General features: G+C 62.5%; 24 protein-coding genes and 2 pseudogenes. 11 read left to right on the forward strand and 15 right to left on the reverse strand.

The window, feature by feature from the left end:
• Position 1: 1 nt before the first annotated feature.
• Entirely contained in the window at positions 2-409 is a 408-nt protein-coding gene (locus K8P63_RS15885) for a response regulator (RefSeq protein WP_223796988.1), read from the reverse strand.
• 124 nt (positions 410-533) lie between these two features.
• Here K8P63_RS15885 and K8P63_RS15890 point away from each other — a divergent pair, with 124 nt between their 5' ends.
• Positions 534-977, forward strand: a complete 444-nt coding sequence (locus K8P63_RS15890; RefSeq protein ID WP_223796989.1) for a hypothetical protein — start codon at positions 534-536, stop codon at positions 975-977.
• Positions 978-1,019: 42 nt separating this feature from the next.
• Here the strand turns inward: K8P63_RS15890 and K8P63_RS15895 are convergent, their stop codons facing one another.
• The 4 genes from K8P63_RS15895 to K8P63_RS15910 all read right to left on the reverse strand — a co-directional run bounded on the left by K8P63_RS15895 (position 1,020) and on the right by K8P63_RS15910 (position 2,543).
• Complete coding sequence (locus tag K8P63_RS15895) at positions 1,020-1,181, reverse strand: ComEA family DNA-binding protein (protein WP_223796990.1); 162 nt, start codon at positions 1,179-1,181, stop codon at positions 1,020-1,022.
• 11 nt (positions 1,182-1,192) lie between these two features.
• Positions 1,193-1,396 (reverse strand): hypothetical protein, encoded by a 204-nt coding sequence (locus K8P63_RS15900; RefSeq protein WP_223796991.1) that lies wholly within the window; start codon positions 1,394-1,396, stop codon positions 1,193-1,195.
• A gap of 95 nt (positions 1,397-1,491) precedes the next feature.
• Complete coding sequence (locus K8P63_RS15905; RefSeq protein WP_223796992.1) at positions 1,492-1,926, reverse strand: DUF1810 domain-containing protein; 435 nt, start codon at positions 1,924-1,926, stop codon at positions 1,492-1,494.
• Complete coding sequence (locus tag K8P63_RS15910; RefSeq protein WP_223796993.1) at positions 1,926-2,543, reverse strand: SOS response-associated peptidase; 618 nt, start codon at positions 2,541-2,543, stop codon at positions 1,926-1,928. Before K8P63_RS15910 ends, K8P63_RS15905 begins: the two co-directional genes overlap by 1 nt.
• A 145-nt stretch (positions 2,544-2,688) precedes the next feature.
• Between K8P63_RS15910 and K8P63_RS15915 the strand changes: the two genes are divergently transcribed.
• The 5 genes and pseudogenes from K8P63_RS15915 to K8P63_RS15935 form a co-directional block, all read left to right on the forward strand.
• Positions 2,689-3,114, forward strand: a complete 426-nt coding sequence (locus K8P63_RS15915) for an SOS response-associated peptidase family protein (RefSeq protein WP_223796994.1) — start codon at positions 2,689-2,691, stop codon at positions 3,112-3,114.
• Between the two features lie 29 nt (positions 3,115-3,143).
• Positions 3,144-3,443: a hypothetical protein gene (locus K8P63_RS15920; RefSeq protein WP_223796995.1), complete on the forward strand. Its 300-nt coding sequence runs from the start codon at positions 3,144-3,146 to the stop codon at positions 3,441-3,443.
• Positions 3,440-4,027 carry an alpha-ketoglutarate-dependent dioxygenase AlkB gene (locus K8P63_RS15925; protein ID WP_223796996.1) on the forward strand — a complete coding sequence of 196 codons (588 nt, stop codon included), beginning with the start codon at positions 3,440-3,442 and terminating at the stop codon, positions 4,025-4,027. Before K8P63_RS15920 ends, K8P63_RS15925 begins: the two co-directional genes overlap by 4 nt.
• Positions 4,028-4,202: 175 nt before the next feature.
• Complete coding sequence (locus K8P63_RS15930; protein ID WP_223796997.1) at positions 4,203-5,720, forward strand: ATPase domain-containing protein; 1,518 nt, start codon at positions 4,203-4,205, stop codon at positions 5,718-5,720.
• Between the two features lie 401 nt (positions 5,721-6,121).
• Positions 6,122-7,426 (forward strand): annotated as a pseudogene (locus tag K8P63_RS15935) (ATP-binding protein); the annotation flags it as partial.
• A gap of 99 nt (positions 7,427-7,525) precedes the next feature.
• On the opposite strand, the gene K8P63_RS15940 reads toward K8P63_RS15935, so the two are convergent.
• The 3 genes from K8P63_RS15940 to K8P63_RS15950 all read right to left on the reverse strand — a co-directional run bounded on the left by K8P63_RS15940 (position 7,526) and on the right by K8P63_RS15950 (position 10,586).
• Positions 7,526-8,716, reverse strand: a complete 1,191-nt coding sequence (locus tag K8P63_RS15940) for a ferritin-like domain-containing protein (RefSeq protein ID WP_223796998.1) — start codon at positions 8,714-8,716, stop codon at positions 7,526-7,528.
• Positions 8,717-8,796: 80 nt separating this feature from the next.
• Positions 8,797-9,996, reverse strand: a complete 1,200-nt coding sequence (locus tag K8P63_RS15945; RefSeq protein ID WP_223796999.1) for a DUF2252 family protein — start codon at positions 9,994-9,996, stop codon at positions 8,797-8,799.
• Positions 9,997-10,082: 86 nt separating this feature from the next.
• Positions 10,083-10,586 carry a YciE/YciF ferroxidase family protein gene (locus K8P63_RS15950; protein ID WP_223797000.1) on the reverse strand — a complete coding sequence of 168 codons (504 nt, stop codon included), beginning with the start codon at positions 10,584-10,586 and terminating at the stop codon, positions 10,083-10,085.
• A gap of 50 nt (positions 10,587-10,636) precedes the next feature.
• On the opposite strand from K8P63_RS15950, the gene K8P63_RS21100 reads away from it, so the two are divergent.
• Entirely contained in the window at positions 10,637-11,101 is a 465-nt protein-coding gene (locus K8P63_RS21100; RefSeq protein WP_223797001.1) for a hypothetical protein, read from the forward strand.
• A 172-nt stretch (positions 11,102-11,273) separates the two neighbouring features.
• On the opposite strand, the gene K8P63_RS15960 is transcribed toward K8P63_RS21100, so the two are convergent.
• Positions 11,274-13,457 carry a catalase gene (locus K8P63_RS15960; protein ID WP_223797002.1) on the reverse strand — a complete coding sequence of 728 codons (2,184 nt, stop codon included), beginning with the start codon at positions 13,455-13,457 and terminating at the stop codon, positions 11,274-11,276.
• Between the two features lie 524 nt (positions 13,458-13,981).
• On the opposite strand from K8P63_RS15960, the gene K8P63_RS15965 reads away from it, so the two are divergent.
• From K8P63_RS15965 to K8P63_RS15975, 3 genes are read left to right on the forward strand one after another with little or no spacing between them, the layout of a single operon-like run.
• Entirely contained in the window at positions 13,982-14,920 is a 939-nt protein-coding gene (locus tag K8P63_RS15965) for a glycosyltransferase (protein WP_263282653.1), read from the forward strand.
• Positions 14,917-15,891 carry an acyl-CoA dehydrogenase gene (locus tag K8P63_RS15970; protein ID WP_223797003.1) on the forward strand — a complete coding sequence of 325 codons (975 nt, stop codon included), beginning with the start codon at positions 14,917-14,919 and terminating at the stop codon, positions 15,889-15,891. Before K8P63_RS15965 ends, K8P63_RS15970 begins: the two co-directional genes overlap by 4 nt.
• On the forward strand, positions 15,888-16,538 hold the full coding sequence (locus K8P63_RS15975) for a PIG-L deacetylase family protein (protein ID WP_223797004.1): 651 nt from the start codon (positions 15,888-15,890) through the stop codon (positions 16,536-16,538). The genes K8P63_RS15970 and K8P63_RS15975 overlap by 4 nt, the downstream gene beginning before the upstream one ends.
• Here the strand turns inward: K8P63_RS15975 and K8P63_RS15980 are convergent.
• The 3 genes from K8P63_RS15980 to K8P63_RS15990 all read right to left on the reverse strand — a co-directional run bounded on the left by K8P63_RS15980 (position 16,430) and on the right by K8P63_RS15990 (position 18,529).
• Positions 16,430-17,086, reverse strand: coding sequence for a hypothetical protein (locus K8P63_RS15980; RefSeq protein ID WP_223797005.1), 657 nt, complete (start codon positions 17,084-17,086; stop codon positions 16,430-16,432). The genes K8P63_RS15975 and K8P63_RS15980 overlap by 109 nt on opposite strands.
• 87 nt (positions 17,087-17,173) lie before the next feature.
• The gene (locus tag K8P63_RS15985; RefSeq protein ID WP_223797006.1) at positions 17,174-17,746 is read right to left on the reverse strand and encodes a CC0125/CC1285 family lipoprotein; all 573 of its coding nucleotides are present in this window, start codon (positions 17,744-17,746) and stop codon (positions 17,174-17,176) included.
• Positions 17,747-18,055: 309 nt separating this feature from the next.
• Entirely contained in the window at positions 18,056-18,529 is a 474-nt protein-coding gene (locus tag K8P63_RS15990; protein WP_223799850.1) for an Hsp20 family protein, read from the reverse strand.
• Between the two features lie 243 nt (positions 18,530-18,772).
• Between K8P63_RS15990 and K8P63_RS15995 the strand changes: the two genes are divergently transcribed.
• Entirely contained in the window at positions 18,773-19,036 is a 264-nt protein-coding gene (locus K8P63_RS15995; RefSeq protein WP_223797007.1) for a DksA/TraR family C4-type zinc finger protein, read from the forward strand.
• A gap of 18 nt (positions 19,037-19,054) precedes the next feature.
• On the opposite strand, the gene K8P63_RS16000 is transcribed toward K8P63_RS15995, so the two are convergent.
• The 3 genes and pseudogenes from K8P63_RS16000 to ligD form a co-directional block, all read right to left on the reverse strand.
• Positions 19,055-19,555, reverse strand: coding sequence for a cupin (locus K8P63_RS16000; protein ID WP_223797008.1), 501 nt, complete (start codon positions 19,553-19,555; stop codon positions 19,055-19,057).
• Positions 19,552-20,379: an exodeoxyribonuclease III gene (xth, locus tag K8P63_RS16005; protein ID WP_223797009.1), complete on the reverse strand. Its 828-nt coding sequence runs from the start codon at positions 20,377-20,379 to the stop codon at positions 19,552-19,554. Before xth ends, K8P63_RS16000 begins: the two co-directional genes overlap by 4 nt.
• Positions 20,376-22,111: pseudogene (gene ligD / locus K8P63_RS16015) on the reverse strand (DNA ligase D). Before ligD ends, xth begins: the two are co-directional and overlap by 4 nt.
• Positions 22,112-22,281: the final 170 nt, after the last annotated feature.

Consider the following 22,281-nt stretch of genomic DNA (forward strand, 5'->3'; position numbering starts at 1 on the left):
TCTATGTGTCCTGATTAAGTGGATCTGGTTTTTTGTCGTCGGGAAGCTTGTGGCGGAGATGGTCGCGCACGATGTCCGCGCTGAACGGCTTGCTGAGAAAGGTCGCCTTGTCCGGCATGTCGCCATCCGCCGGCGCGATCCTGCCGCTGGCGATTATGATCTCGATCTCGGGCCACCGCTCGGCGACGTAGCGCGCCAGCTCGAACCCATTGGTCGAGCCGGGCATCTCGACATCGGTGAACAGCAGGATCGTGCCTTCGGAGTGTCGCTCGATCACGTCTTTCGCGTCGTCGCCGGACGACGCTTCGAGCGTGTGAAAGCCCGCGTCAGCGAGAATGTCGCTGGCGAGCATGAGGATCAGCGCGTCGTCATCGACGACGACCGCGAAGCGTTCGGTTGACGGGGACATCAAGCTTTAACCCGCCAGAAGCAAAGGCGGCGCCAAGTATTTGAAAAATACTGTCCGATTTACTTTCGGAGCCTCGAACCGAACTGTCCGCTGCGCGTTGTTGCAGTGCAGCATGGAGGTTCGCATGGCCACGGCAATCGATAATGGAATGGCGCTCTGGATGTGGCCGCTGACGATGGCCAAGCTGTCGAGCGACTGGATGGAGACGATGACGAGCGCGGCGCATGTCGTCGATACCCGGATGCCGATGATCGCCGCCGCCTGGCTGAGCCCGCTCACCGCCAATCACACCGAACTTTCGCGGATGGTCAGCGAGAAGACCGACGCCTTCGGTAGGTCGGGTCGATCGATCACGACCGCGCAGGGCAGCATCCGGCGCGCTTCCGAGGCCAACGCGCGCGCGCTGGGTAAGCTGTCGGGCGGTCAATTCCTCGGGTTTTCCGAGTGGACCGGCATCTTCGAACGCAATCTGGAGATCGCCGCCACGCTCCTCGCCATGCCGACCAACGCGCTGGCGCCCGTCCACGGCCGCGCCACCGCCAATTCCCGTCGGCTCGGCCGAAGCTGACAAAATCGGGTCAGACGGTCAGCGCCGCGCGGTCTGCGTCGCTCAGTTTGCCCGAGAGCCCGGCACCTCATCAAGCTGTCGCAGCGCGGTGAAACCGCCGCGCTCCTCACGGTAGCGCACGATCTCGAACCCATGTCCGCACAGCGCAGCGACCGAGTCCAATTCCTCGGCAGTCGCTTCATTGACGTTGATGGCGTCCGTCAATTGCTGGTCCGTCACTTCTTGATGACCGCGTCAGCCTTCTTGTCGATCTTGGCCTCTTCGGCCTTCGACATGCGCCCGGCCTTAACCGCCTGGCTCGCGCGCGCCTTCGCGTTCTTAGCGTGGGCCTCGTTCTCGATCGGGTAGGCACGCTTTTCAGGCTCGGCGAATTTGCTCTTCGGAAGAGCATCGCGATCGGATTTGGACAGCTTGGCCATGACACGCTCCTTTGGAGCGTAAAACGCGACAGCAGGATTTAAGTTCTCGCGGACCAAGTGGTCATGGCGATGGAAAGCAAGCCTCCATAAAACAATCAGGCCGCCTCGTCGTCGCCGATGAGTGAAAGCGTCAGCGCATCGCGCTCGCCACCGAACCAGCGATCGAGCGCGGCGGCGAACAGGGCCTGAGGGCGCGCGGCCTCGAACAAGGTGAGCGAGGATCGCAGCTTCGTCGCATCGATGCCGCCAAACACCGCGACCGGATCGCTGATCGTCAGATCCTGCAGCGCTTCCACGCACTCGACATAGCGGTGCCCGAGAATCGGGTGATCGAGATAGGCGCGCGCCTCTTCGAGCGAGCGAATCGCGAAATGGCGCGCCGTGGCGCTTTGGCCAAGCCCGGCGATCTGCGGAAAGATGAACCACATCCAATGTGAGCGCTTGGCGCCGCGGCGGATCTCGGCGAGTACCGTGGGATAGGCAAGCGTCTGCGCCTCGACGAAGCGATCGAGAGAATGGAGGTCGGGCATCAGACTAGCGTTCCTTGCGCTGCCTCCGGCGGGAACACCCGCGTGACCGGCAAGCTGCCTTTGGGCAGGACGCCGAGCACCTCCTGCGCCGGCACGGTGGGATCGAGCCAGTCCGCCCAGCGCTCGCGCGGCAGCGGGATGATCTGGCGATGGTGGAAGGGTGCGACATCTTCGCCGGGCTCGGTCGTCAGCATCGTGAAGGCTTGGCCGAACTTGGGGTCGGCGCGCCAGATGCCGGCGATACAGAACCAGTCGTGATCTTTCAGCGTGAATAGCCACTTAGTCTTGCGCTTCTGTCCGGGCAGCGGATCGGTGAACTCGTAGAAACCGTCTGCCAGGATCAGGCAGCGGCCGCTAGCGAACTCGCGCCCGTCCGAGCGAAAGTTGTAGACCGGCTTGCCGCCCTGGCCCGGCCAGCTCCACTTGCGATTGACCAGCTCACCTGTACCGCGCTCGCCTTCAACACCGCGTACGATCGGCGCGGTGTCGCTGATCTTGATGTCCTCCCGCGCCGCGACGTTGGGCGTCCCCTCGGGCATTTTGATCTTGATCTTCAAGTCGGAGAAGTCCTCGACGATCGAGGCGATGTCGACTTCCAGCCTATAATCGTTGCACACGAGACGCTTAGCCTTCCTTGCGACTCATCGTCGTTCACATTATGTTCCAAGCATGGACTCGGCCACGCCCTTCGATTCGGATGCTCCGCTCGGGAGCCGCCGCGCCATCATCCGGCGAAATCCGGACGATGCCAGCGAAATCGAAATGGTCGAAGCCACATGGGGATCAAACCCGCGCTTCAGTGACGGCGTCGCCTATCGTTTCGTGCGGTCGGAAGGGCAGAGCTTCCCGAGTCATCGCTGCCTGATCCCGGCGAGCGAATTTCACATGACGGTCGGCGACAAGCGCTACCGTGTGACGCTCGACGGCGGGAATCACTTCTATCTCGCTGGCGTCTGGGAGCCGGCGATGGGCGAGTGGCCGCTCTGCTATCGTGTCGTCACCGTCGCCGCCAATCCCGAGGTCGCGCGTTATCAGGATCGGCACGGCGCGATCATCCACCGCCGCCAGGTCATGCAGTGGCTTGACCGCACCGTCCCCGAGATCGACCTGCTCGAGACGCTGCCGGCGCGCACCTTCATCGTCCAAGAGATCGGCGCGAGCGCCGTCCAGCCGATGCTCGCGCTGTGAGAGCCCGAGAGGAGATGACCATGAGTCGCTTGTGGGACACGCCGGAATTCTGGGCGCGGAGCGAGGCCGATGAGGCATTGCGCGAGATGCCTGATGTCGAGCCGACGGCAATGGCGGATTCGCTTGAGAAGAGCGCGGCGAGCTATGACGGTGAACCGGAAATGGTCGCGTTGATCGTAGCGGACCTGCGCCGCCGCGCCGCGGCCGGCATCCGCTTCTGGCCGGGTCCGCAAGCTATCGTCTCCAGCCGGGATAATCCATCGGCCGCTGGCGGGCGGACTAGCGATGCCGAGATCGCCGACTTGATCGACGACGAGATCCCGTGGTGAGAGCGGCGACCGCCGATCTGTTTGCCACGCCGCTTATTCCCGGCCTCGATTATCAGGAAGCGCTGCTCAGCGAGGGTGAGGAGCACGCCTTAATCGACCGGATCGATAGCGCCGAGCTGAGCCCGTTCCGATTTCAACAATGGACCGGCAAACGGCTGACCCACAGCTACGGCTGGCGCTATGATTTCGAATCCGGACGTTTCAGCCCGGCTGAGCCGCTTCCGGAATGGCTGATGCCGTACCGCGCGAAAGCCGCACACTTTGCTGGGCTCGGTCCGACCGAGTTCGTGCAGGCGCTGCTGATCCGCTACGATCCCGGCGCCGGGATCGGCTGGCATAAGGATCGGCCGGTATTCGAGCACGTCGTGGGCCTGTCGCTCGGTTCGGAAGCGACGATGCGTTTTCGGCAGCGAACGGCCAAGGGGTTCGAGCGGATCGGCGTGCCGCTGGCACCGCGGTCGATCTATCACCTCACCGGCGAGGTGCGGCATGATTGGGAGCATAGCATCGCGCCGATCGACCAGCCGCGTTGGTCGGTGACCTTTCGCAGCCTATCGACGAGGGCAATGTCGTGGCGAACGTGACCAGCATCCGTGCGGTTATGATCAGGGCAGCGCCCTCGTGGTTCGTCGAAGTAGTGCTGCGGTTTTTTAGGCTCGTGTCGGGACGTCCTGACAATTTTGGATACGCGCTCCTAACCTTATGATAACCCGTCGTAAGGCGCGACTCCGAAGTGGTGCTTTAACCGTCGGGGGACTCATGGATCGCGATATATCGGAAGATTTGGACGACGATGCGACGCCGATCAGCTCGGGGCTGCCCGGATTGGACGAGGTGCTCCGGGGCGGTTTCCCGTCAAGTCGTGTCCACCTGCTCGAGGGCGCGCCGGGAAGCGGCAAGACGACTCTCGCGCTGCAGTTTCTTCTGGAGGGGATCAGGAACGGCGAGAGTGCGCTTTACATCACGCTTGCCGAAACCAAGCGCGAAATCCTGGCCGTCGCGAAATCCCACGGCTGGGAACTCGGCGACCTCGACATCCTCGCGTTCACGCCGCCGGAGCTGAGCCAGGATCCCAAGCGACTGCAAAGCGTGATTCACACGGCGGATCTGGAACAGGGCGACACGCTTCGGACAATCCTCGCTGAAATCGAACGGGTAAAGCCGGCCCGTGTCGTTCTCGATAGCCTTTCAGAAATCCGCCTCCTGACCCAAGGAGCGCTGCGTTACCGGCGACAGCTCATCGCGCTGAAGCAGGCTTTCCTGCAGCAGGAATGCACCGTGCTGATGCTCGATGACCTGAACTATGAAGTTCACGGCCTTAACGTTCATAGTGTCGCTCACGGCGTGGTCAGCCTGGAGCAGCTTTCCAAGGAGTTTGGCGCTGAGCGGCGCCGTCTGCGCATCATCAAAATGCGTGGGGTCAAATATCGGGGCGGGTATCACGATTTCGCGATCGAGCGCGGTGGCCTCGTCGTATTCCCGAGACTTGTCGCGGCCGAGCATCCCGACGCGTTCGACAGCGAAGAAATGGTCGGCACCGGCGTGGCCGAGCTGGACACGATGATGGGTGGCGGAATCGATCGTGGCACGAACCTCCTGTTGCTTGGTCCCTCCGGTGCGGGCAAATCGACCCTTGCGGCGCGAGTCACGCTTTCGGCGCTCGATCGCGGGGAGCCCGTCGTCTTCTTCAACTTCGATGAGTCTCAGCGCGTCTTTCTAAAGCGCTGCGCCGGACTTGGCATGAACCTGGCGCCCTACCTGGAATCGGGTCAGCTGATGATGCGGCAGGTCGATCCTGCCGAGCTCAGTCCCGGCGAGCTTGCCGGCATGGTCCGCGAATCCGTCGAGGAGAAGCAGGCGAAGATGGTCGTGCTGGACAGCCTCGGCGGGTACCTTCACGCTATGCCGGAAGAACGGTTCATGCTGCTGCAGATGCATGAGCTCCTAATGTATCTCAACCAGCATGGGGTCGCCACCATACTGGTGCTCGCGCAACACGGATTGATCGGAGAGACGACAGCGCCGGTCGATATGACCTACCTTGCCGATGCGATCCTGCTGCTTCGCTTCTTCGAAGCCGGAGGACGCCTCCGCCGGGCCGTTTCGATGGTCAAGAAGCGGACCGGCGTGCATGAGATGACCATCCGGGAATATGTGATTGAGAACGGCGTGCGGATTGGTGAGCCGCTCGATCGTTTCCGGGGATTGCTCCAGGGCTCGCCGACCTACAGCGGCGAACAGGGCGCCCTCCTCGTTGAGCGGCCTGGTCAGGAGTAATGCCGAGACCTTGTGGGCCAGTGCTGATCTGCGCTCCCGAGGGCCGCGATGCAGCCGTCATCGCGGAGATTTTGCAAAACGTTGAAATCGAAACCGCGATCGCTAGCAACGCGGCCGAGTTCCAGGTCACGCTGGACAGCGCGGGAGTCGCCATCGTCGCGTGCGAAGTTCTCGATGAGCCCATGGCCTCGGCAGTGGAAACGTGGGTTCAGGCGCAGCCGGGCTGGTCGGACTTGCCCATCATCGTCCTGATGGATCGTCCGGAGAATGGTCTGCCGCCCGGCGACGGACCGACCGCTTACCCGGGTTTGGGCAACGTCACGCTGATCGAGAAGCCGTGCTTCGCCCGAACTTTGATCAGCGCCGCGCGGTCCGCGCTCCGCGCGCGCCAGCGCCAGTTGCAGCTGGCAGCCGAGTTGGACGAACGACACCGGACGCAAACGGCGCTTCAAGAAAGCGAGCACCGCTTTCGAAGCGAACTGGAGGAGCTCGTGCGGTTACGCACAGCTGCTCTCGAGGCGGAGACGGCCGAACGCGAGCAGGCTCAGGAAGCTCTACGCCAATCGCAAAAGATGGAAGCCGTCGGCCAGTTGACGGGTGGCATTGCCCACGACTTCAATAACCTTCTCGCTGGGATCAGCGGGAGCCTCGAACTTCTCGACATTCGCCTCCGCCAGGGGCGGATATCCGATATCGAGCGCTATGTTCGAACGGCACAGGAGGCGACCCGGCGCGCCGCGTCGCTGACCCATCGGCTCCTGGCATTTTCGCGTCGGCAAACGCTCGATCCCAAGGTCGTTGATCCGAACAAGCTTATCGCCGGCCTCGAAGATTTATTGAGGCGCTCGGTCGGCCCGGACTTCGAAATCGAGGTCGTGCAGGCTGGCGGCCTGTGGCGCGCCAAGCTCGACCCGTCGCAGCTGGAAAATGCGCTTCTGAACCTTTGCATCAATGCTCGCGATGCCATGGCGCCGTCCGGCGGACGCATCACCATCGAGACCGCTAATAGATGGCTCGATGATCGAACTGGCAAAGAGCGGGATCTCCCGGCGGGGCAGTATGTTTCGCTGTGTGTTACCGACACCGGCTCCGGGATGAGCGCCGATATCGTCGAGAAGGTGTTCGATCCGTTCTTCACGACCAAGCCGTTGGGTCAGGGAACGGGCCTCGGCCTTTCGATGGTCTACGGGTTCGTCAGGCAATCGGGCGGGCAGGTCCGGATTTATTCGGAGGTCGGCCAAGGCACGACGGTTTGCCTTTATCTGCCCCGGTTCAGCGGCACGGAAACCGAAGACGAAATGCCCGACGTGGCATCGATCGATGGCGGAGCCGGCGAGACCGTACTGGTTATCGATGACGAGCCCGCCATCCGTATGCTCGTGGCCGAGGTGTTGGAAGACAATGGTTATCAGGTTCTGACGGCCGAAGACGGCTCAGCTGGATTGAAGGTCCTTCAGTCCGACGTTCGCATCGACCTTCTGGTGACCGACGTCGGTTTGCCAGGCGGCCTCAATGGACGGCAGGTGGCCGATGCCGCGCGGGAGACCCGACCCGACCTGCGCGTCTTGTTCATCACCGGGTACGCGGAGAACGCCGTCGTCGGCAACGGTCACCTTGCTGAGGGGATGTCGGTGATCACCAAGCCCTTTGCGATGACCGACATGGCAAATAAGGTCCGCGAATTGATTGATTCAAATCCGTCCTGAGAAGCTCGGGTCGATGCGTCTTGCCGGGACCACGTCGGTTTGTTTTCTCTTCAATGTGATAGCCGTGAACGCTGCAATCACGCAGGGCTGGGGCCACGCTTATTGACCCAACACAAAGGATCTCGCGAGGCTACCAAGCTGCGTGGTTATGTTCTGCGACAAATGGCCAGCGAGCTTGAGGCTTCCGTCCGCCAGGCCCGCTAGTCGCTCCCTGATGATCGTTTGCTCCACGATCCCGCCCAACAGCGGCTCGACTCCGCGCAACATCGTGAAAGTCATGCCAGCGTTCAGCCCGGGATGGCTTGCTCCCGCCGGGCATTTTGCCAGAGCACCGGCGGCAGCAGCGAGGGCATGCATCAGCGTGAAGGACACGCCCAGCAACGCACTGCGATCATCCCGCGCGCTCGATCCGGTTCGGCCAAAGCATTGCGTGAGGGTTCGCAGAAGCAAGCCGTAGGTCGCACAGGCGAAATCGAGCAGCGGTATCGCCGCGGGATCGTCGATCAAACATGCAGCGCTCCCCTCCGGAGGGCAGCGGAGAACCGGATCGTCTACGACCGACCAAGCCGGCGCGAAGGCTGAGTCGACCGCCATAAGCTCGTGAAGCTCTGACTTGATTGCGACAAAGGACCTGTAATGCGAGTCCTCCCGATCGGACGGGGAACCCTCGCCCTGCTCGACGACAAGATCGATACCGCGCATCGCCGTGGCGACGTCGCCGATTACGTCTACGCCTTCCATCTCGATGTCATCCGCGCCGAGCTGGCCCGCGGTTCCGCTGAGAAAAAGCCCCTGCTCGGTGAGCGACCCAGCAAGCGCGCGGATATTCGCGCGAATGGCGTCGTAGAGGTGGCCGATGGTGGCGTAGTCTTGGGGCGCCGGCATCAGCCCCACCCTTGCCTGCGATCGGCAGTAGGCTTCCTCGACGAATGCGTCTGCATCCTCGCCTTCGACGCCCTGCGGACGCTCCAGGAAAATGAAATGGTCGAGCGTCTGCTCACAAAAACCGCTGAGGCGAACGACCACTGCCGCTGGAAAATAACCGGGGGACACGGGGAAGTTCGGTCGCGCGAAGTGTGGGCGCCCGCCGACAGCCATGGTGAGATTGGCGACGATCAGCAGGTGTCCCATTTCTTCGATCGCCACGTCCATGATCGACTTCCGCCAGCGTTCGACGGCATCCGCCTGCTCTGTAGTAAGGCCTTCATCACCACACCCCTTGAGGCTGAAGGCGGCATAGAGGTAGCTGCACATCAACGTGTGCTCGATTTCAGCGGCTTCCGCGAGCAAATGGAGTAGCTGCTCGCGTGAGCCCGTGATTATTTCCGGCTCCGCCTCAGCGTTGGACCCGCTTGGATCGCTCGTGAGTCTCAAGCCGCGCGATCCAAAGCGTAGCGACGGCAATGCTCAAGGTATCCAGCCTCGTGCGAACCGGACAGATCGACCACCGATTGCCACAGCCATGAGGGAGCCTCGATTCCGCTGCGGCGATGGTCGAGAAGGCTTCGGCGCCAGGCCGTGCGGGTCGCGGCGTCCATCTGGCGCGCATGGGCTTTGCCGACGACATAGGAGAGATAGCGCGCCGCCTTCACAGCCTGACCCTCGGTAAACTGGTCGACTTCGAGCTTCAGATCCTGCGGCGCGAGTTCACGGATGAACACTGATTTGCCGAGTAGCTTCGCTGCCATCATCCGCTCGCCAAGGTAGGGCGAGAGCGCGCGAGCGCCTGTCACGACGCGCTCCGCAGGATCCCTGGGCATGTCCGCGCCGTCCGCGATTGGAGCTGCCGGTGCGGTTGCCTCCTTCAGGTCGATGAGCGCGAAATCCTCGCGCCCCTTCGCGCCACGAATGGCGATAATTCCGGCGTAGCGCAGCAGACCGAGCGAGCTGCAACCCTTCATCCAATAAGCAGCGTCGACCAGCCGCAAGTCGCGATCGAGATCCTTGCCATCCAGCGATAGGATCGATTGCTTGATCTCTGGGTCCTTGAACAGGCTTTGGAGCGCCTCGCGCTCTTCTGGATCGAGCGCCCAAAACTTCTTGCCGAGCGGGATCGTCGGTTCTGCGTCGTCAATTCGCTCGCGCGCCAGATGGCGCCAGCGCCGCCCCACGGATTGCCGCTTCACGGTTCTTACCACGTCTGGTTCGGGCCCTGGATCGCCTTCATCACGCTCAGCAAGCGCATGCTCATATCCGTCGACCATCTCTTCGATCATCCGCGCGGTCGTGACGCCGGGCAAGTCCGATCCGCGCGCGGCTGTAGCCAGGGAAAGCCCCAGGCGAATGAGGTCGTGCGCGGGATTGCCGATCACAGTCTGATCCAGATCGCGTATCTGAATCTCGACGTTGCCGTTGCCGTCGCTGAGCGGTCCCAGGTTCCCAAGATGACAATCTCCGCAAATCCAGATTGCTGGACCTTTCGGCAGCCGCTGCGCAACGGGAGATGCTTCAAGCCATTCGTAGAATTTGACGGTGTTGCCACGCACATAGGCGTGCGTCGAACGCGCCATTTTGAGCGTGCGTGCGGCATCAAGTTCCGCTTTGCGATTGCGAATTTGCTCGTTGGGCACTTTAGTCCTCGGGCCGAGTAGAGAGAGCGGACGGCAAGATTTCGTAGTCGGTAGTGCCCGCCGCCATGAGGCGGCGGACAAGACGATCAGGCGTCTTCCGCCTGAAGGTTAACGCTCGTTTCGGCGAGCTTCGTCATAAATTCGTCGCCACCGTAGATTTCCTTGGTGGCATCGCGGAGCTTCTTGTTGTCATCCTTGAGACCAAGAGCCTTCGCATAGGCCGCAGCGGTACCGAAGCCAGCGATGCCGTAATGCGTCATACGCTGATATTGCGCGATGATGATGACGTCGAGCAGCGGACCCTTCTTCGGTCCTTCCTCCAGAACATGCTTGGATGCCTCGGTCACGAGACCCTCCATCCCCTTGCAGTGCTCCTTGGAAACCTTCTCGTCCTGTCCGGCGATAAGCTCCTTCAGCACATCGGTATGTCTGGCGATGCCGGCCTGCGAATTGGTGAGCATCTCCTTCAAAGCCGGATCGCTTGCCTTCGGGGTGATCTTCTTGAGCGCGCGGCTCATCTGGTCATTCGCGGACCAAAGGTCCTTCAGCTCGTCGGTGTAGATTTCCTGCATATCTTCGGGCGTGGACATGGATGTTCTTTCATGAGGGCAGGACGACATGTTGGGGAACATCGGCCCGCTTGGGAGCGCGCAACGCTAGCGAGCCTTCATCAAACGCGCACCGAGCCGCATCGGCACATGCCGTTCAAAATAAAGCGATCGAGCAAAGTCTGCAGATGGTTGCGCTACGGCAGGATCTCCACGCAATCGCCATATCGCACAATGTGCATCTGTATGCCGCTGGCATCGCAAATCTCGATGTAGTGACTGAGGCAGATCCGGCCGACGCTCTTGATTTCGTCGCTCATGAGGTGGCGCGCGTCGATAATTCCGGACGTCACGGCTGCATCAAGATTGGCATGCTCGACGCCAACTTCGTCTTCAACCTCAATGCTATTGTGAACGTGGAAGTAAAAGTGTGGCATACGTTTCGCTCCGACCTAGGCGGGAGCGCATTGTCTCTCAGGCGCGGGCAGCCGAGGGTCTGGCCAGCGATAACGGTATACCGCGCGCCGGCCGGGCACGTTCCATTTCATGAGCAATGAATGAACCGCCGCGAATTGCGTCAAGCGAGGTCGCCTGGGCTGACAACGAGCCGCGGCTTGATGCCGCAGAGAGTGCGCTAATTGAAATGCCTCTGACGCCGTAGGGCTGGCTGGCCAGCAGGCCGAAGCGATGGTGCCGACCTCACCCAACAAGAGATCAGGCACCCGCTCATCAGCTCTTTTTGATGGATGCCGCGTCGAGATCGACTGTCATCTCGCGAGGCCAGAAGCGCAGCGCGCGGCAAGCAGCGACGAAGGCCTTGGCATCCGCCGGCTTGGCTAGCGGAAGGCAGCCGTCGTCCAGTTCGGGCGGAACCCGTGCTTCATCGAACAAAGGCTTGGCATTCGCGCCGACACCGATGAACTTGCAGTGCCCAAAGGCATCCGAGACGAAATCCTTCGATGCCCCGTCCTTAACCAGCATCTGTACGCCGTCAGCCGATGGCAGCACGGCGACGGCATCGAACAGCACCGACGGGCCGCCGTCGATCTTCTGCTTGGCCGCTACCGCCATGCCGTCGTCGAGTGTAACACCCCCGATCTTCGGCGCGACGACCTCCCAGACCGCGCCCTCGGCATCGAGCACGTCGGTCAGCGCGGTGAACAGCGCCGCTTCCGAACCGTCGGTCAGAAAGATGCCCATCTTACGGCCCTTGAAGCTGTCCGGGCCATTGCCGAGAATGCTGAGCGCCGGGGACGGTGGCAGGTCGAGCGTAGGTCTGGTTGCCTTGGCCGCATCGGGCAGCGCCATGCCGAGCCCGTCCGCGACGGTAGCCGCGAGATCGTCATGGACGTTGCGCAGGTGCGAAACGGCGCGCGCGCGGATGTCGACCCGCTCCACCTTCGACAGCTCGAACACCAGCGCATCGCCGATATGCTTCTGCTCGATCGGCTGCTGACTGACGAAAAATTGGCGTGCTTGGCTATAGTGATCGGAGAAGGTCTCCGATCGGATACGCTGCTTGTTCCCTTGCGTCTCCGCCGGGAAGCTGACGAAGCCCGCCTCGGGATTCTCGCGCGGTCCTCCCTCGGCGCCCCAGCTATTGGGCTCGTAGTTGACGCGCCCGATGGGGTTGCGCATCGCCATGTGCCCGTCCTGTTGGAAATTCATCACCGGGCAGCGTGGTGCGTTCACGGGAATGTGCGTGAAGTTCGGCCCGCCCAGACGCTTCAGCTGCGTATCGAGGTAGGAGAAGTTCCGGCCGTGCAGCAGCGGATCGTCGGAGAAGTCGACGCCCGGCGGCACGTTCGCGGTGCAGAAGGCGACCTGCTCGGTGCTTGCAAAGAAATTGTCGACGTTGCGGTTGAGCGTCATCGTGCCGATGATCCGAACCGGGATGTCTTCCTCAGGTATCAGCTTGGTCGCATCGAGATGATCGAAGGGCAGCTTGTCCGCAGTCTCCTGATCAAACAGCTGAACGCCCAAATCCCATTGCGGGAAATCGCCACTCTCGATCGCCTGCCACAGATCGCGGCGGTGGAAATCGGGGTCGGCGCCGTTGATCTTGACCGCCTCGTTCCACGCCACCGACTGCAGGCCCTGGCGCGGCTTCCAGTGGAATTTGACGAAGGTCGATTTGCCCTCCGCATTGACCAGACGGAAGCTATGGACGCCGAAGCCCTCGATCGTGCGGAACGAGCGCGGGATCGCGCGATCGGACATGATCCACATGATCATGTGCCACGCCTCGGGCGAGAGGCTGGCGAAGTCCCAGAAGTTATCGTGGGCGGTTTGCGCCTGGGGAAAGCCGCGATCGGGCTCATCCTTCACCGCATGGACGAGGTCTGGGAACTTGATCGCGTCCTGGATGAAGAAGACCGGGATGTTGTTGCCGACGATGTCCCAATTGCCCTGCTTGGTGTAGAGCTTCACCGAAAATCCGCGCACGTCGCGCGCAAGATCGGATGAGCCCTTGTTGCCGGCGACGGTGGAGAAGCGGACGAACACCTCGGTTTGCTGGCCGACGGTGCTCAGCACGTCGGCGCGGGTGTATTCTGCTAAGCTGTCAGTAAGTTCGAACACGCCATGCGCGCCGTAACCGCGCGCATGCACGACGCGTTCAGGGATGCGTTCATGATCGAAGTGGAATATCTTTTCGCGGAGAATGAAGTCTTCCAGCAAGGTCGGACCGCGCGGACCGGCCTTGAGGCTGTTCTGGGCATCCGCGACTGGAACGCCTTGCTGCGTCGTCATCGTCAGCGCCGCATCGGCCGTGCTCTGATGTGTTTCGCCGCCAGAACCCTGCGGTTCTGCGAAGCTTGTAGGGAGATCGCTGCCAGGCGGAAGCGGCGGCACCTTGATCGGCGACTCGCCCTTTAACTTCCCAGAATTCGCTTTAGTGCTGCTCTTCGCCACGCGTCATTCTCCATTTGCTGCAGAGATGGACGACTGAGCCAGCCACCCCCAGCGATTTATATTTTAAGGGTTACGGAACAACTAGGCGTCAGTGCTAAATGAAGAATGGAATTCGTCTTATTGATACATATCAATTTCTTTTGAGCCTATTTGCACTATTGAGGTCTGCTGCGTATCAAGGCCTTACGTGGCACAAAGATTTTTGGCACAGCTTTACCGAGTTGCCAGCGCGCACCGGCTTTTCCCAATTTGGCGCTAGCCAACCATTTCGATGGCCGAGCGTTAGTACCCCAAGAATTCACCTGACGATCTACCACATAGGCCACCGAATTTCCGCAGGGATCCAGACCGATTGAACTCGCCAAAACGAGCGGGAATCTTCCCGGCGAGGCAGCTCGATACTTCCACCTCCGCCTCGTGTGGCGGAAACCGTCCACTCCGCAAGGTGAAAGTCACTGCAACAGATCGCCATTTGCGTTCCCGCTCGTAATGAAGCTGACGAGCTGCCGAACCTGTTCGGAGCTTTGGAGCTGCTCGAGACCACGCGGCACCAAAAAATAACGATTTGCTTGCTCCTCGACGCCTGTACCGACGACAGCGTCGCACTAGCCGCAAGCTATCGGGCGCGATCCCGTCATCAAATCGACATCGCCGACGCGATCTCGGTGAACGCTAACGCCGGACGCGCGCGCCATCGTGCGATGGCAATGGGCCAGGCCGCCTTGTCGGCCCGCGATGGCTTGCTTTTGACTACCGACTCAGACACGGCGCCCGCGAGAGATTGGTTGCGCGTAATGGTCTCGGCGCTCGCAGGGTCAGACGTCGTCGCAGGCCGCATCAAACGGCAAAGTGTGCGGCCGAGCCAGCTGCAAGATCGCCTCGAATTTTATTACGACGAGCTGTTTGCCCTGCGCCGCCGACTCGACCCGGTATCCTGGGAGGCAAATCGCACACACCATTTCTGCGGCGGCGCCAACCTGGGGATACGTCTTCGAGCCTATGAAATGCTTGGAGGCTTCACCCCTGTGCCAAGCGGTGAAGATGCCAAGCTCGTCGATGATGCGTCCCGCGCCGGGCTGCGCGTCCGACGCGATGCGGCCAGCGTGGTTTATACCTCGGACCGGCGTGAAGGTCGGGCGACCGGCGGACTCGCTTCGGCGCTACGCGAGCTTGATGAGGGAGCTGCGGCGAACATCGAGGTGACGCACCCAGCCGATGCGGCGTGGCAATATGCGATGCAGGCCATTGCTCGGGCGGCCTATGATGACGAGAGGCCAGCATCGCTTGAGGCTGCTCTCGGCTTCACACGAGATCATGTGCGCGGCGTGCGGCGAGATTGTCCGAATGCGGAAGCGTTCGCGATGCGCATCGTGCCGGAAGCCCCGGCTGGCATGCGCAGCGTGTCGTTGCCTACAGCCGAGGTCGAACTGGCGCGAATTATTGGATTGCGAGAAGCGGCATGATCGACTTGCGCGCTGCCATCGTCGAACGGGGCGCGCAACTTGCATCTGCGAAAGACCCGACCAGCCCCGGTGACCTGCTGTCGCTGCTCCGTCTGCTCTATGAGACGGGGCGGGAGGATCTTCCGCTTGGTAGCCTTTTTGAGGGCCACGTCGATGCAGTTCAGATCGTCACCCGTTATGGGACGCAGGCGCAGCGAAACACGCTAAGCAAAGCCCTAGCTTCGCATAGCGCGTTAGGTGTCTGGAACGCGGAGTTGTCGGGTGAACCTCTGCTGCTGAGAAATGGGCAACTGACCGGTGGTAAGAGTTTTGCTTCCGGCGCAGGGATCCTGTCACATGCGCTCGTCACCGCTGAACACGAGGGAGGGCGCCAGCTGATCCTGCTCGATCTGGCTAAGGCCCCGCCGGTGATCGATCGCACCTTCTGGCGGGTCGTCGGTATGCAAAGATCGGAAACGCATATCGTCCGCTGGCAAGACGTTTCGGTATCGCCCGACGCTTTGATCGGGATGCCTGGCGATTATGTCCGGGAACCTTGGTTCAGTGGAGGTGCGCTCCGTTTCACGGCTGTTCAGGCCGGCGGCATCGCCGCGCTTCTTGACGGTACCCGCGATCATCTCACCGCCGTGGGTCGATCCGGGGACCCGCATCAGTCCGGTCGGCTGGCGGCGCTGTTTGCACTCGCGCAGGCCGCCTCCAGCGCAGTACGGGCAGCAGCATCGGCTTGGTTCCTGAGCGAGACAACGAGGTTGCCAATGGTCGCGGCCGCCCGCGATGCGGTCTACCAAGCCGGAGGGGAGGCGTTGCGGATCGCCCAGGAGGCGGTAGGTGCTCAAGCGCTGTTCGTCGACCACCCGCTATCGGCAACGATAGCCGATCTTTCCATGTATCTGCGCCAGCCCGCGCCCGATATGCAGCGCATGAACGTTGGGGCGGCGGTTGCCGCAGGAACGCTAAGGGCTGCTCTTTGAGGCTGCACATCAGCCTTACGCGGACCCTGCTCGTGATCGCCCCTCATCCCGATGACGAGACCATCGGTGCTTTCGGTCTGATGGCGCGGATGCGTCGTCGCGGCGCGAACGTACGCGTCGTCGTAGTCTCCGACGGGGCCGGATCGCATCGAGACAGCCGGTCTTGGCCAAGCGCGAGGCTGATTAGGGAGCGTCGCCGCGAAACGCGCAATGCTGCCCGACGGATCGGCGTATATGCGCCCGCCTTGACCTTCTTGGAGCTGCCGGACGGTGGATTGGCTGAGGCGCTGAGTAACGTGACGCGGCTCGTCGGGCGCGAAGTGCGCCGTGCGCCAAAGCCTCTGCTGGTGATCTCGCCCGCGCCGACTGACGATCATCCCGATCACCGCGCGGTGGCCATGTGCGTAGCAACCCTGCGCGTGGCGGGTGTCAGGCGGCTGGCCTACCCGGTGTGGCCCGCCGGCTCCGGCCTCCGGTTTGCCCGGACGTTTATGTTGACCGCTCGCGAGCGCTTCGCCAAGCGCAGCGCCATCCGCAATTACCGCACGCAGACCGGCCGGATCGTCGACGATCCGTTGGGATTTGCGATGTCGCCCACGCAGATCGCAGCCTTCGCTCGGCCCGCCGAGACGTTCGTCGCCTTCTGATGCGTCCAATTACTCTCGCGGGCTTTGCGGCCAAGTTCGACGCCGACAGCGATCCTTGGCGAACTTTCGACGATCCTGACGAAGCCCTCAAGCGGCAAGCGATCCTTCATGCGATGGGACCGGGCCCTTGGGGGCGTGTTCTCGAACTTGCCGCGGGAAATGGGTCTAACAGTGCGGCGATAGCCCCGCGAGCGCTCCGCCTCGATGCAACCGAGGCCACGTCGAGCGGAACTGCTCTGGTCGCCAAAGCCATCCGGTCCCGCTCGCCCCGCGCGCGTGCCATCAGGCTCGCGGTTCCAGCCCACCTGCCACGTCAGCGTTACGACATCATCGTGGTTGCGGAACTTCTCTATTACCTGGCGCCCTTGGCGATGCGCCGAACTGCTCAGGATGCGGCGGCGGCCCTGAAGCATCGGGGCTTCCTGGTACTCGCACACCACCGCATCGACTTTCCAGATTTCGCCCAACACGCTGCGCGGATACAGCAGCGCTTTCTCAAGGCCACGGGACGCGACTGGGTTGTTCGCGAAGTCCGTCGGAATTGCCACTGGTCGGTGCTGGCTTGCAGCCCGCGCCGCCGCCGCTCCCCGCGTCCCCGACCAGGTCGGCCTTCCTGATCGGGGGGAAAAAGTCGCTTAGCGTCGATCCGCCGGTAGTTGAACAGTCGGCCCGAGGGTGCTGACGATCTGGCGCGCATCGAAGGCGCGGATGTTGTTCTGGGGAATCGGGCCTCGTCTCATGACGACCTGGGCAGTCGCTTCAAAACGATCGACCGTGTGAATATCGAAATCGTTGAAACCGCCGCCCCAGGCTCCCCATCCTCCCCACGCGGGACCACGTCCACCGAACCGTCCATAATAGCGCCAAGACGGGCCCCAGCCAGCACCGAGGCCACCATATCCGTAGCCGGCCCCCCCGATGCTGCCGGTGGTGTAGGTCTGCGTCTGGCGATCGGTGTCCCGATCCACCGTAACGAAGTAGTCATACCCCTTTTCGAGGGTCAACTGCGCCGCGCGAAAGAACAGGTAGCGCTCCACGGTGTCGCGGGAGGTGACGCTGTTGCCGGCGAAGTTGACGAGATAACGATTTGGCTCGATTTGCCGTTCGCTGTAGCCGGCACGATCGAAGCCATGGCCCGTCGCGGGCCGAAAGCGGGTTTCAGTCGCACAACCGGCGAGAAGCAAGGTCGTCGTTGCGAGCCCAACCATTAGAGCCTTACGGCGAAATCTACGCATGAATATACTCCAGCCGCCGGTGTGGCAGGGATCATGTGTAGGGCAGCTAACAAATACCTTCCGTGAACAGCGTGCTAATTCTTAAAATATTTTAATAGCTTAGCGTATCGGCGCTCGATCTTGGGGTAGCATCGAAAGGCGTTGGATTTTGGCCGGAAGGCCACTGCATGATCGCGAGCCGCTCCACGTCATCGCAGCAACTGGACGCTGGCTGGCAGATGAGATGAGCCAATAAGCTAGCCGGCCGGCCACCGCATAAAGCGGCACCGGCCGGCCTGACGATCAGGCCGCCTCGCGGCCCTCGTCATTCGGACCCTCGAGCCGATCGTTCGCGGCGGGTGCGCCGCCGATCTCGATCTTGCGGGGCTTCATGGCTTCGGGAACCACGCGCTTCAGCGCGATCGAAAGCAGGCCGTTCTCGAAGCCGGCATCGCCGGCCTCGATGAAGTCGGCGAGCTGGAAGCGACGCTCGAAGGCGCGCGTCGCGATGCCGCGATGCAGGTAATCGCCCTGTCCATCATCATCGGCGCGCTTGCCGGTGACGGTCAGCTGGTTCTGCTGCGCGACGATCTCGATATCGGACGGCGCGAAGCCCGCGACCGCCAGCGTGATCCGGTAGCTGTCCTCGCCTTCCTTGACGATGTCGAAGGGCGGATAGCCGTCGTCCTCGCGAAGACCGGTTTCAAGCAGGTTGAACAGCCGGTCGAAGCCGACGGTCGAACGGCAGTACGGGGTAAAGTCGAAAGCAGTTCTCATTTCCAAATCCTCCATTGAAGCGATCTGGACATGCGTTGCGCCGGTACAAAAGAGCCGACGCCCTCTATGTCCCGCCGGACCCGAACACGGCGCCCGGCGAAATTTAGATAATTTTCGCAGCAGGGCCTTCAAGAGGTTTGCGGCGCGAAAAATGTGAAGCGGGTTCAACGCTCCCGACATTTTGAATCCGACGTTTCAGTTCCTATCTAAGCTCATGAAAACACGGCCCATACGGAGGACAGGATGGCGAATGGCTGGGCGCCCGATGGCGCCGTGCAGGATCAGATCGACGACACCGTGAAGGACGCGGTTTTGCGCGCGCGGGGCATGATGCCGGCGGGCGAAGGCAGCGATGAATGCGACGATTGCGGCGAGGATATTCCGGCCGCCCGCCGCGCCGCGCTGCCCGGTACACGAACGTGCGTGGCGTGTCAGGCCAAGCGCGATGCGACGATCCGCAGCGTCGGCATCAATCGGCGCGGCAGCAAGGACAGCCAGCTGCGCTAGGGGGCCGCGCTGTAGCTATTATCTCCACAGTTCGACGAGAGGCCCGGCGAGGCCCTCGACAGGATCTGCGTCAGGGATCGGCAAAGCAGCCATACGCTGCCGCGCCTCTTCGCTCGGTGCCTCCCGGCAGATGTCCCAGTCCTGACCCTGCGGGTAGGCACCGACCACGAGAAAATCGTCGCTTGCCCGAACGCCGCAATGCCCGGTGCCGGTCGGAAGAACGAGGGCGTCGCCCGCCTCAACGCTGATCTCGCGGCCACCCGGCCCACCAATCTTCAGCGTCGCTGAGCCGGCCGCTACGCCGAGCGCCTCATGGGCGGTCGAGTGATAGTGGTGGTAATCATACACGCCGTCGCGCCATTGCGGCGGCCAGCCATTCTCGTCGAACGACGCCTCGAATGACTTGGCCGTCTCCTCGCATGATCCGACGTGGACGGCGCCGCGATACAGGAGCACCGGCAGCCTGGGATTGTTCGGCACCCGGTCGTGCTCGGGCAGGAGGAAGCTTTCGGTCTTCAAAGCGGCGCTCCCGCCTGGCTTGACGCGGCCGGCTTCTGGCGGCGCTTCGGTTTGTCGGCAAGCTCGATCCACACCGGCGCGTGGTCGCTGGTTTTCTCCCAGCCCCGCACATGGCGATCGACCTGCGCATCGACGAGGCGGTCGGCCAGTGCGGGACTCAACAGAAGGTGATCGATGCGCAAGCCCGCGTTGCGGGCGTAGGCGTTCCGGAAATAGTCGAAGAAGGTGTAGATGACCTCGCCCGGATGGATCGTCCGGAGCGCGTCGGTCCATCCCTGATCCAGCAGCCTGAAATATGCCGCTTTCACCTCGGGCGCGAACAGCGCATCGTCGAGCCAGCGCTCGGGTTTGTAGACGTCGAGATCGGTCGGCATGACGTTGAAGTCGCCGGCGAGCATCACCGGCAAACCCGTTTCGAGCAAGCCGGCCGCATGCTCGATCAGCCGCTCGAACCATTTGAGCTTGTAATCGAACTTCGGGCCGGGCCGCGGATTGCCGTTGGGCAGATAGAGGCCCCCGATCAGGATGCCGTTGATCGCCGCCTCGATGTAGCGGCTATGGCTGTCGTTCGGATCGCCCGGCAAGCCGCGACGTGTCTCATGGATTTCGCCGACCTGGCTCAGGATGGCGACGCCGTTCCCGCTTTTCTGACCATGCCAGATCGCGTCATAGCCAAGATCGCGAATCGCGGTCTCGGGAAACTTCTCCTGCGGCGCCTTCAGCTCCTGCAGGCAGACGATGTCGGGCTGCTCCTCCTCCAGCCAGCGCAGCAGCACCGGCAGGCGGCCATTCACGCCGTTCACATTGTAGGTGGCGATCTTCACAGGTCGGGCAACGTCTGGTCGGCGCGACCCCAGCCGGCGAGCGCCTTGGAGCCCGCGCGCTTCACCAGCTCGGCGGCATCGCCAACGTGCCAGTGGGCTGGCGTGTCGATCGTCTCCATTTCCTTCCACGTAATCGGCGCCGCGACTGGCGCGCCCGATCGCGCGCGGACGCTGTAAGGCATCACCGCCGTCGCGCCGCGCTGGTTGCGCAGATAATCTACGAAGATGCGGCCCTTGCGCTGTACCTTGGGCAAGGCAGCCGTGAAATTGGCGGGATCGCTTTGCGCGACGGCTTGCGCGAGTCGATGCGCGAAGCTCTTCACCTCGGGCCATTCGGCGCGCGGCACCAACGGCGCGATGACATGGATGCCCTTGCCGCCGGTGACCATCGGAAAGGTCTCCAGCCCGATCGACTGGAGATGTCGCGGAAGTGGAACGCCGCCTTGCGCACCGCCTCGAAGTCGAGGCCCTCGTCAGGATCGAGGTCGAACACCAGCCGGTCTGCCTTTTCGACATCCTCGATGCGCGCGCCCCAGCCATGAAACTCGATCGTTCCCATCTGGACGCAGGTCAGCAGCCCCTCGGGTGTATCGACGTAGAGATAGGGCTCCGTGTGCCCGTCCTTCTCCAGAATGCCGACCTGGCGGACGGCGTCCCCGAACATGCCGGCGTCATGCTTCTGGAAGAAGCACTTCTTGGCGCGGCCCTGCGGGCAGCGCACCAGGCTGATCGGGCGGCTGCCGGCCCAAGGCAGCATGACCGCGGCGACGGCATTATAGTGGTCGGCGAGCTGGCCCTTGGTGACGCCGGTGTCGGGATCGATGATCCGGTCGGGATTGCTGATCTTGACCGACGATGCCGCCGGCGCGGCGGCTTCCTCGACCGGCTTTTCACTTTCGAGCACCACGGCTTCGGGCTTCTTGTCCTCGCGCAGGCCAAGATAGCTCGGATGCCGGAGCGTGCCCTCGTTGGTCATCTCGGTATAGGCGATTTCGGCGACGAGCGCCGGCCGCAGCCAGTGCGCGCCGCGGACCTCGGCGCGCGGCGCCTTCACGGTCGCGACAGTCTGCTCGAGTGGCTGCATGATCTCCATCAGGCGATGCAGTTCGGCGGTGTTGAAGCCGGTCCCGACCTTTCCAGCATAGCGAAGCTCGCTCTTCTCATGGACGCCAAGGATCAGCGAACGGAATGACCGCGACTTGTCGGAGGGGGTCCAGCCCACGATCACGAATTCCTGGCGCTTGATGCATTTGGTCTTGAGCCAGCCGCCCGACCGCGAGCCGACATATTTGCCCGTGGCGAGCTTGGAGATGACGCCTTCGAGGCCGACGGCGCAGAACTGGTTTAGCAGCTTCTCGCCGTTGCCGACGATATGCTCGGAGTAGCGCATTCGGCTGCTCGCCTTGGGCAGGATGTGCTCGAGCTTCTCCTTGCGCTCGGTGAGCGGCAACTTGGTCAGGTCCTCGCCGTCGAGTTCGAGGAGGTCGAACGCGTAATAGTCGATCGTGCCAGGTGCGCCTTTGAGTGCGCCCTGCAGCGCCTGGAAGCTCGATCGGCCGTCGCCGTCGAGCACGACGGCCTCTCCGTCGATCAGCGCCGACCCGACTTTCAGTCTAGCGGCTGCCGTGACGACGTCGGCGAAGCGATCCGACCAGTCGAGGCCCGAGCGCGTATAGGCGCGCGCCTCGCCGCCGCCGACCGCGATCAGGACCCGGTAGCCATCATATTTCATTTCATGAAGCCAGCGATCCCCGGTGGGCACCGTGTCGACGAGCGTGGCGAGCTGGACCGAGCGGAAGGGCGGCGGTTTCAGAGCGGATACGGGTGCGCGACGCCCTGGCTTGTCGCCCGTGCGGGATTTGGCGGGCGTGGCGGCGCGCGCCACTGGGTTAGGCGTCCTGG

The sequence above is a fragment of the Sphingomonas nostoxanthinifaciens genome, assembly GCF_019930585.1.
Lineage (GTDB): Bacteria > Pseudomonadota > Alphaproteobacteria > Sphingomonadales > Sphingomonadaceae > Sphingomonas_I > Sphingomonas_I nostoxanthinifaciens.

Bases quoted from the DNA above. Each gene is read 5' to 3' on its own strand.
- K8P63_RS15885 (WP_223796988.1), bottom strand. From the start codon at position 409: ATGTCCCCGTCAACCGAACGCTTCGCGGTCGTCGTCGATGACGACGCG.
- K8P63_RS15890 (WP_223796989.1), top strand. From the start codon at position 534: ATGGCCACGGCAATCGATAATGGAATGGCGCTCTGGATGTGGCCGCTG.
- K8P63_RS15900 (WP_223796991.1), bottom strand. From the start codon at position 1,396: ATGGCCAAGCTGTCCAAATCCGATCGCGATGCTCTTCCGAAGAGCAAA.
- K8P63_RS15905 (WP_223796992.1), bottom strand. From the start codon at position 1,926: ATGCCCGACCTCCATTCTCTCGATCGCTTCGTCGAGGCGCAGACGCTT.
- K8P63_RS15915 (WP_223796994.1), top strand. From the start codon at position 2,689: ATGGTCGAAGCCACATGGGGATCAAACCCGCGCTTCAGTGACGGCGTC.
- K8P63_RS15930 (WP_223796997.1), top strand. From the start codon at position 4,203: ATGGATCGCGATATATCGGAAGATTTGGACGACGATGCGACGCCGATC.
- K8P63_RS15950 (WP_223797000.1), bottom strand. From the start codon at position 10,586: ATGTCCACGCCCGAAGATATGCAGGAAATCTACACCGACGAGCTGAAG.
- K8P63_RS15970 (WP_223797003.1), top strand. From the start codon at position 14,917: ATGATCGACTTGCGCGCTGCCATCGTCGAACGGGGCGCGCAACTTGCA.
- K8P63_RS15985 (WP_223797006.1), bottom strand. From the start codon at position 17,746: ATGGTTGGGCTCGCAACGACGACCTTGCTTCTCGCCGGTTGTGCGACT.
- K8P63_RS15990 (WP_223799850.1), bottom strand. From the start codon at position 18,529: ATGAGAACTGCTTTCGACTTTACCCCGTACTGCCGTTCGACCGTCGGC.
- K8P63_RS15995 (WP_223797007.1), top strand. From the start codon at position 18,773: ATGGCGAATGGCTGGGCGCCCGATGGCGCCGTGCAGGATCAGATCGAC.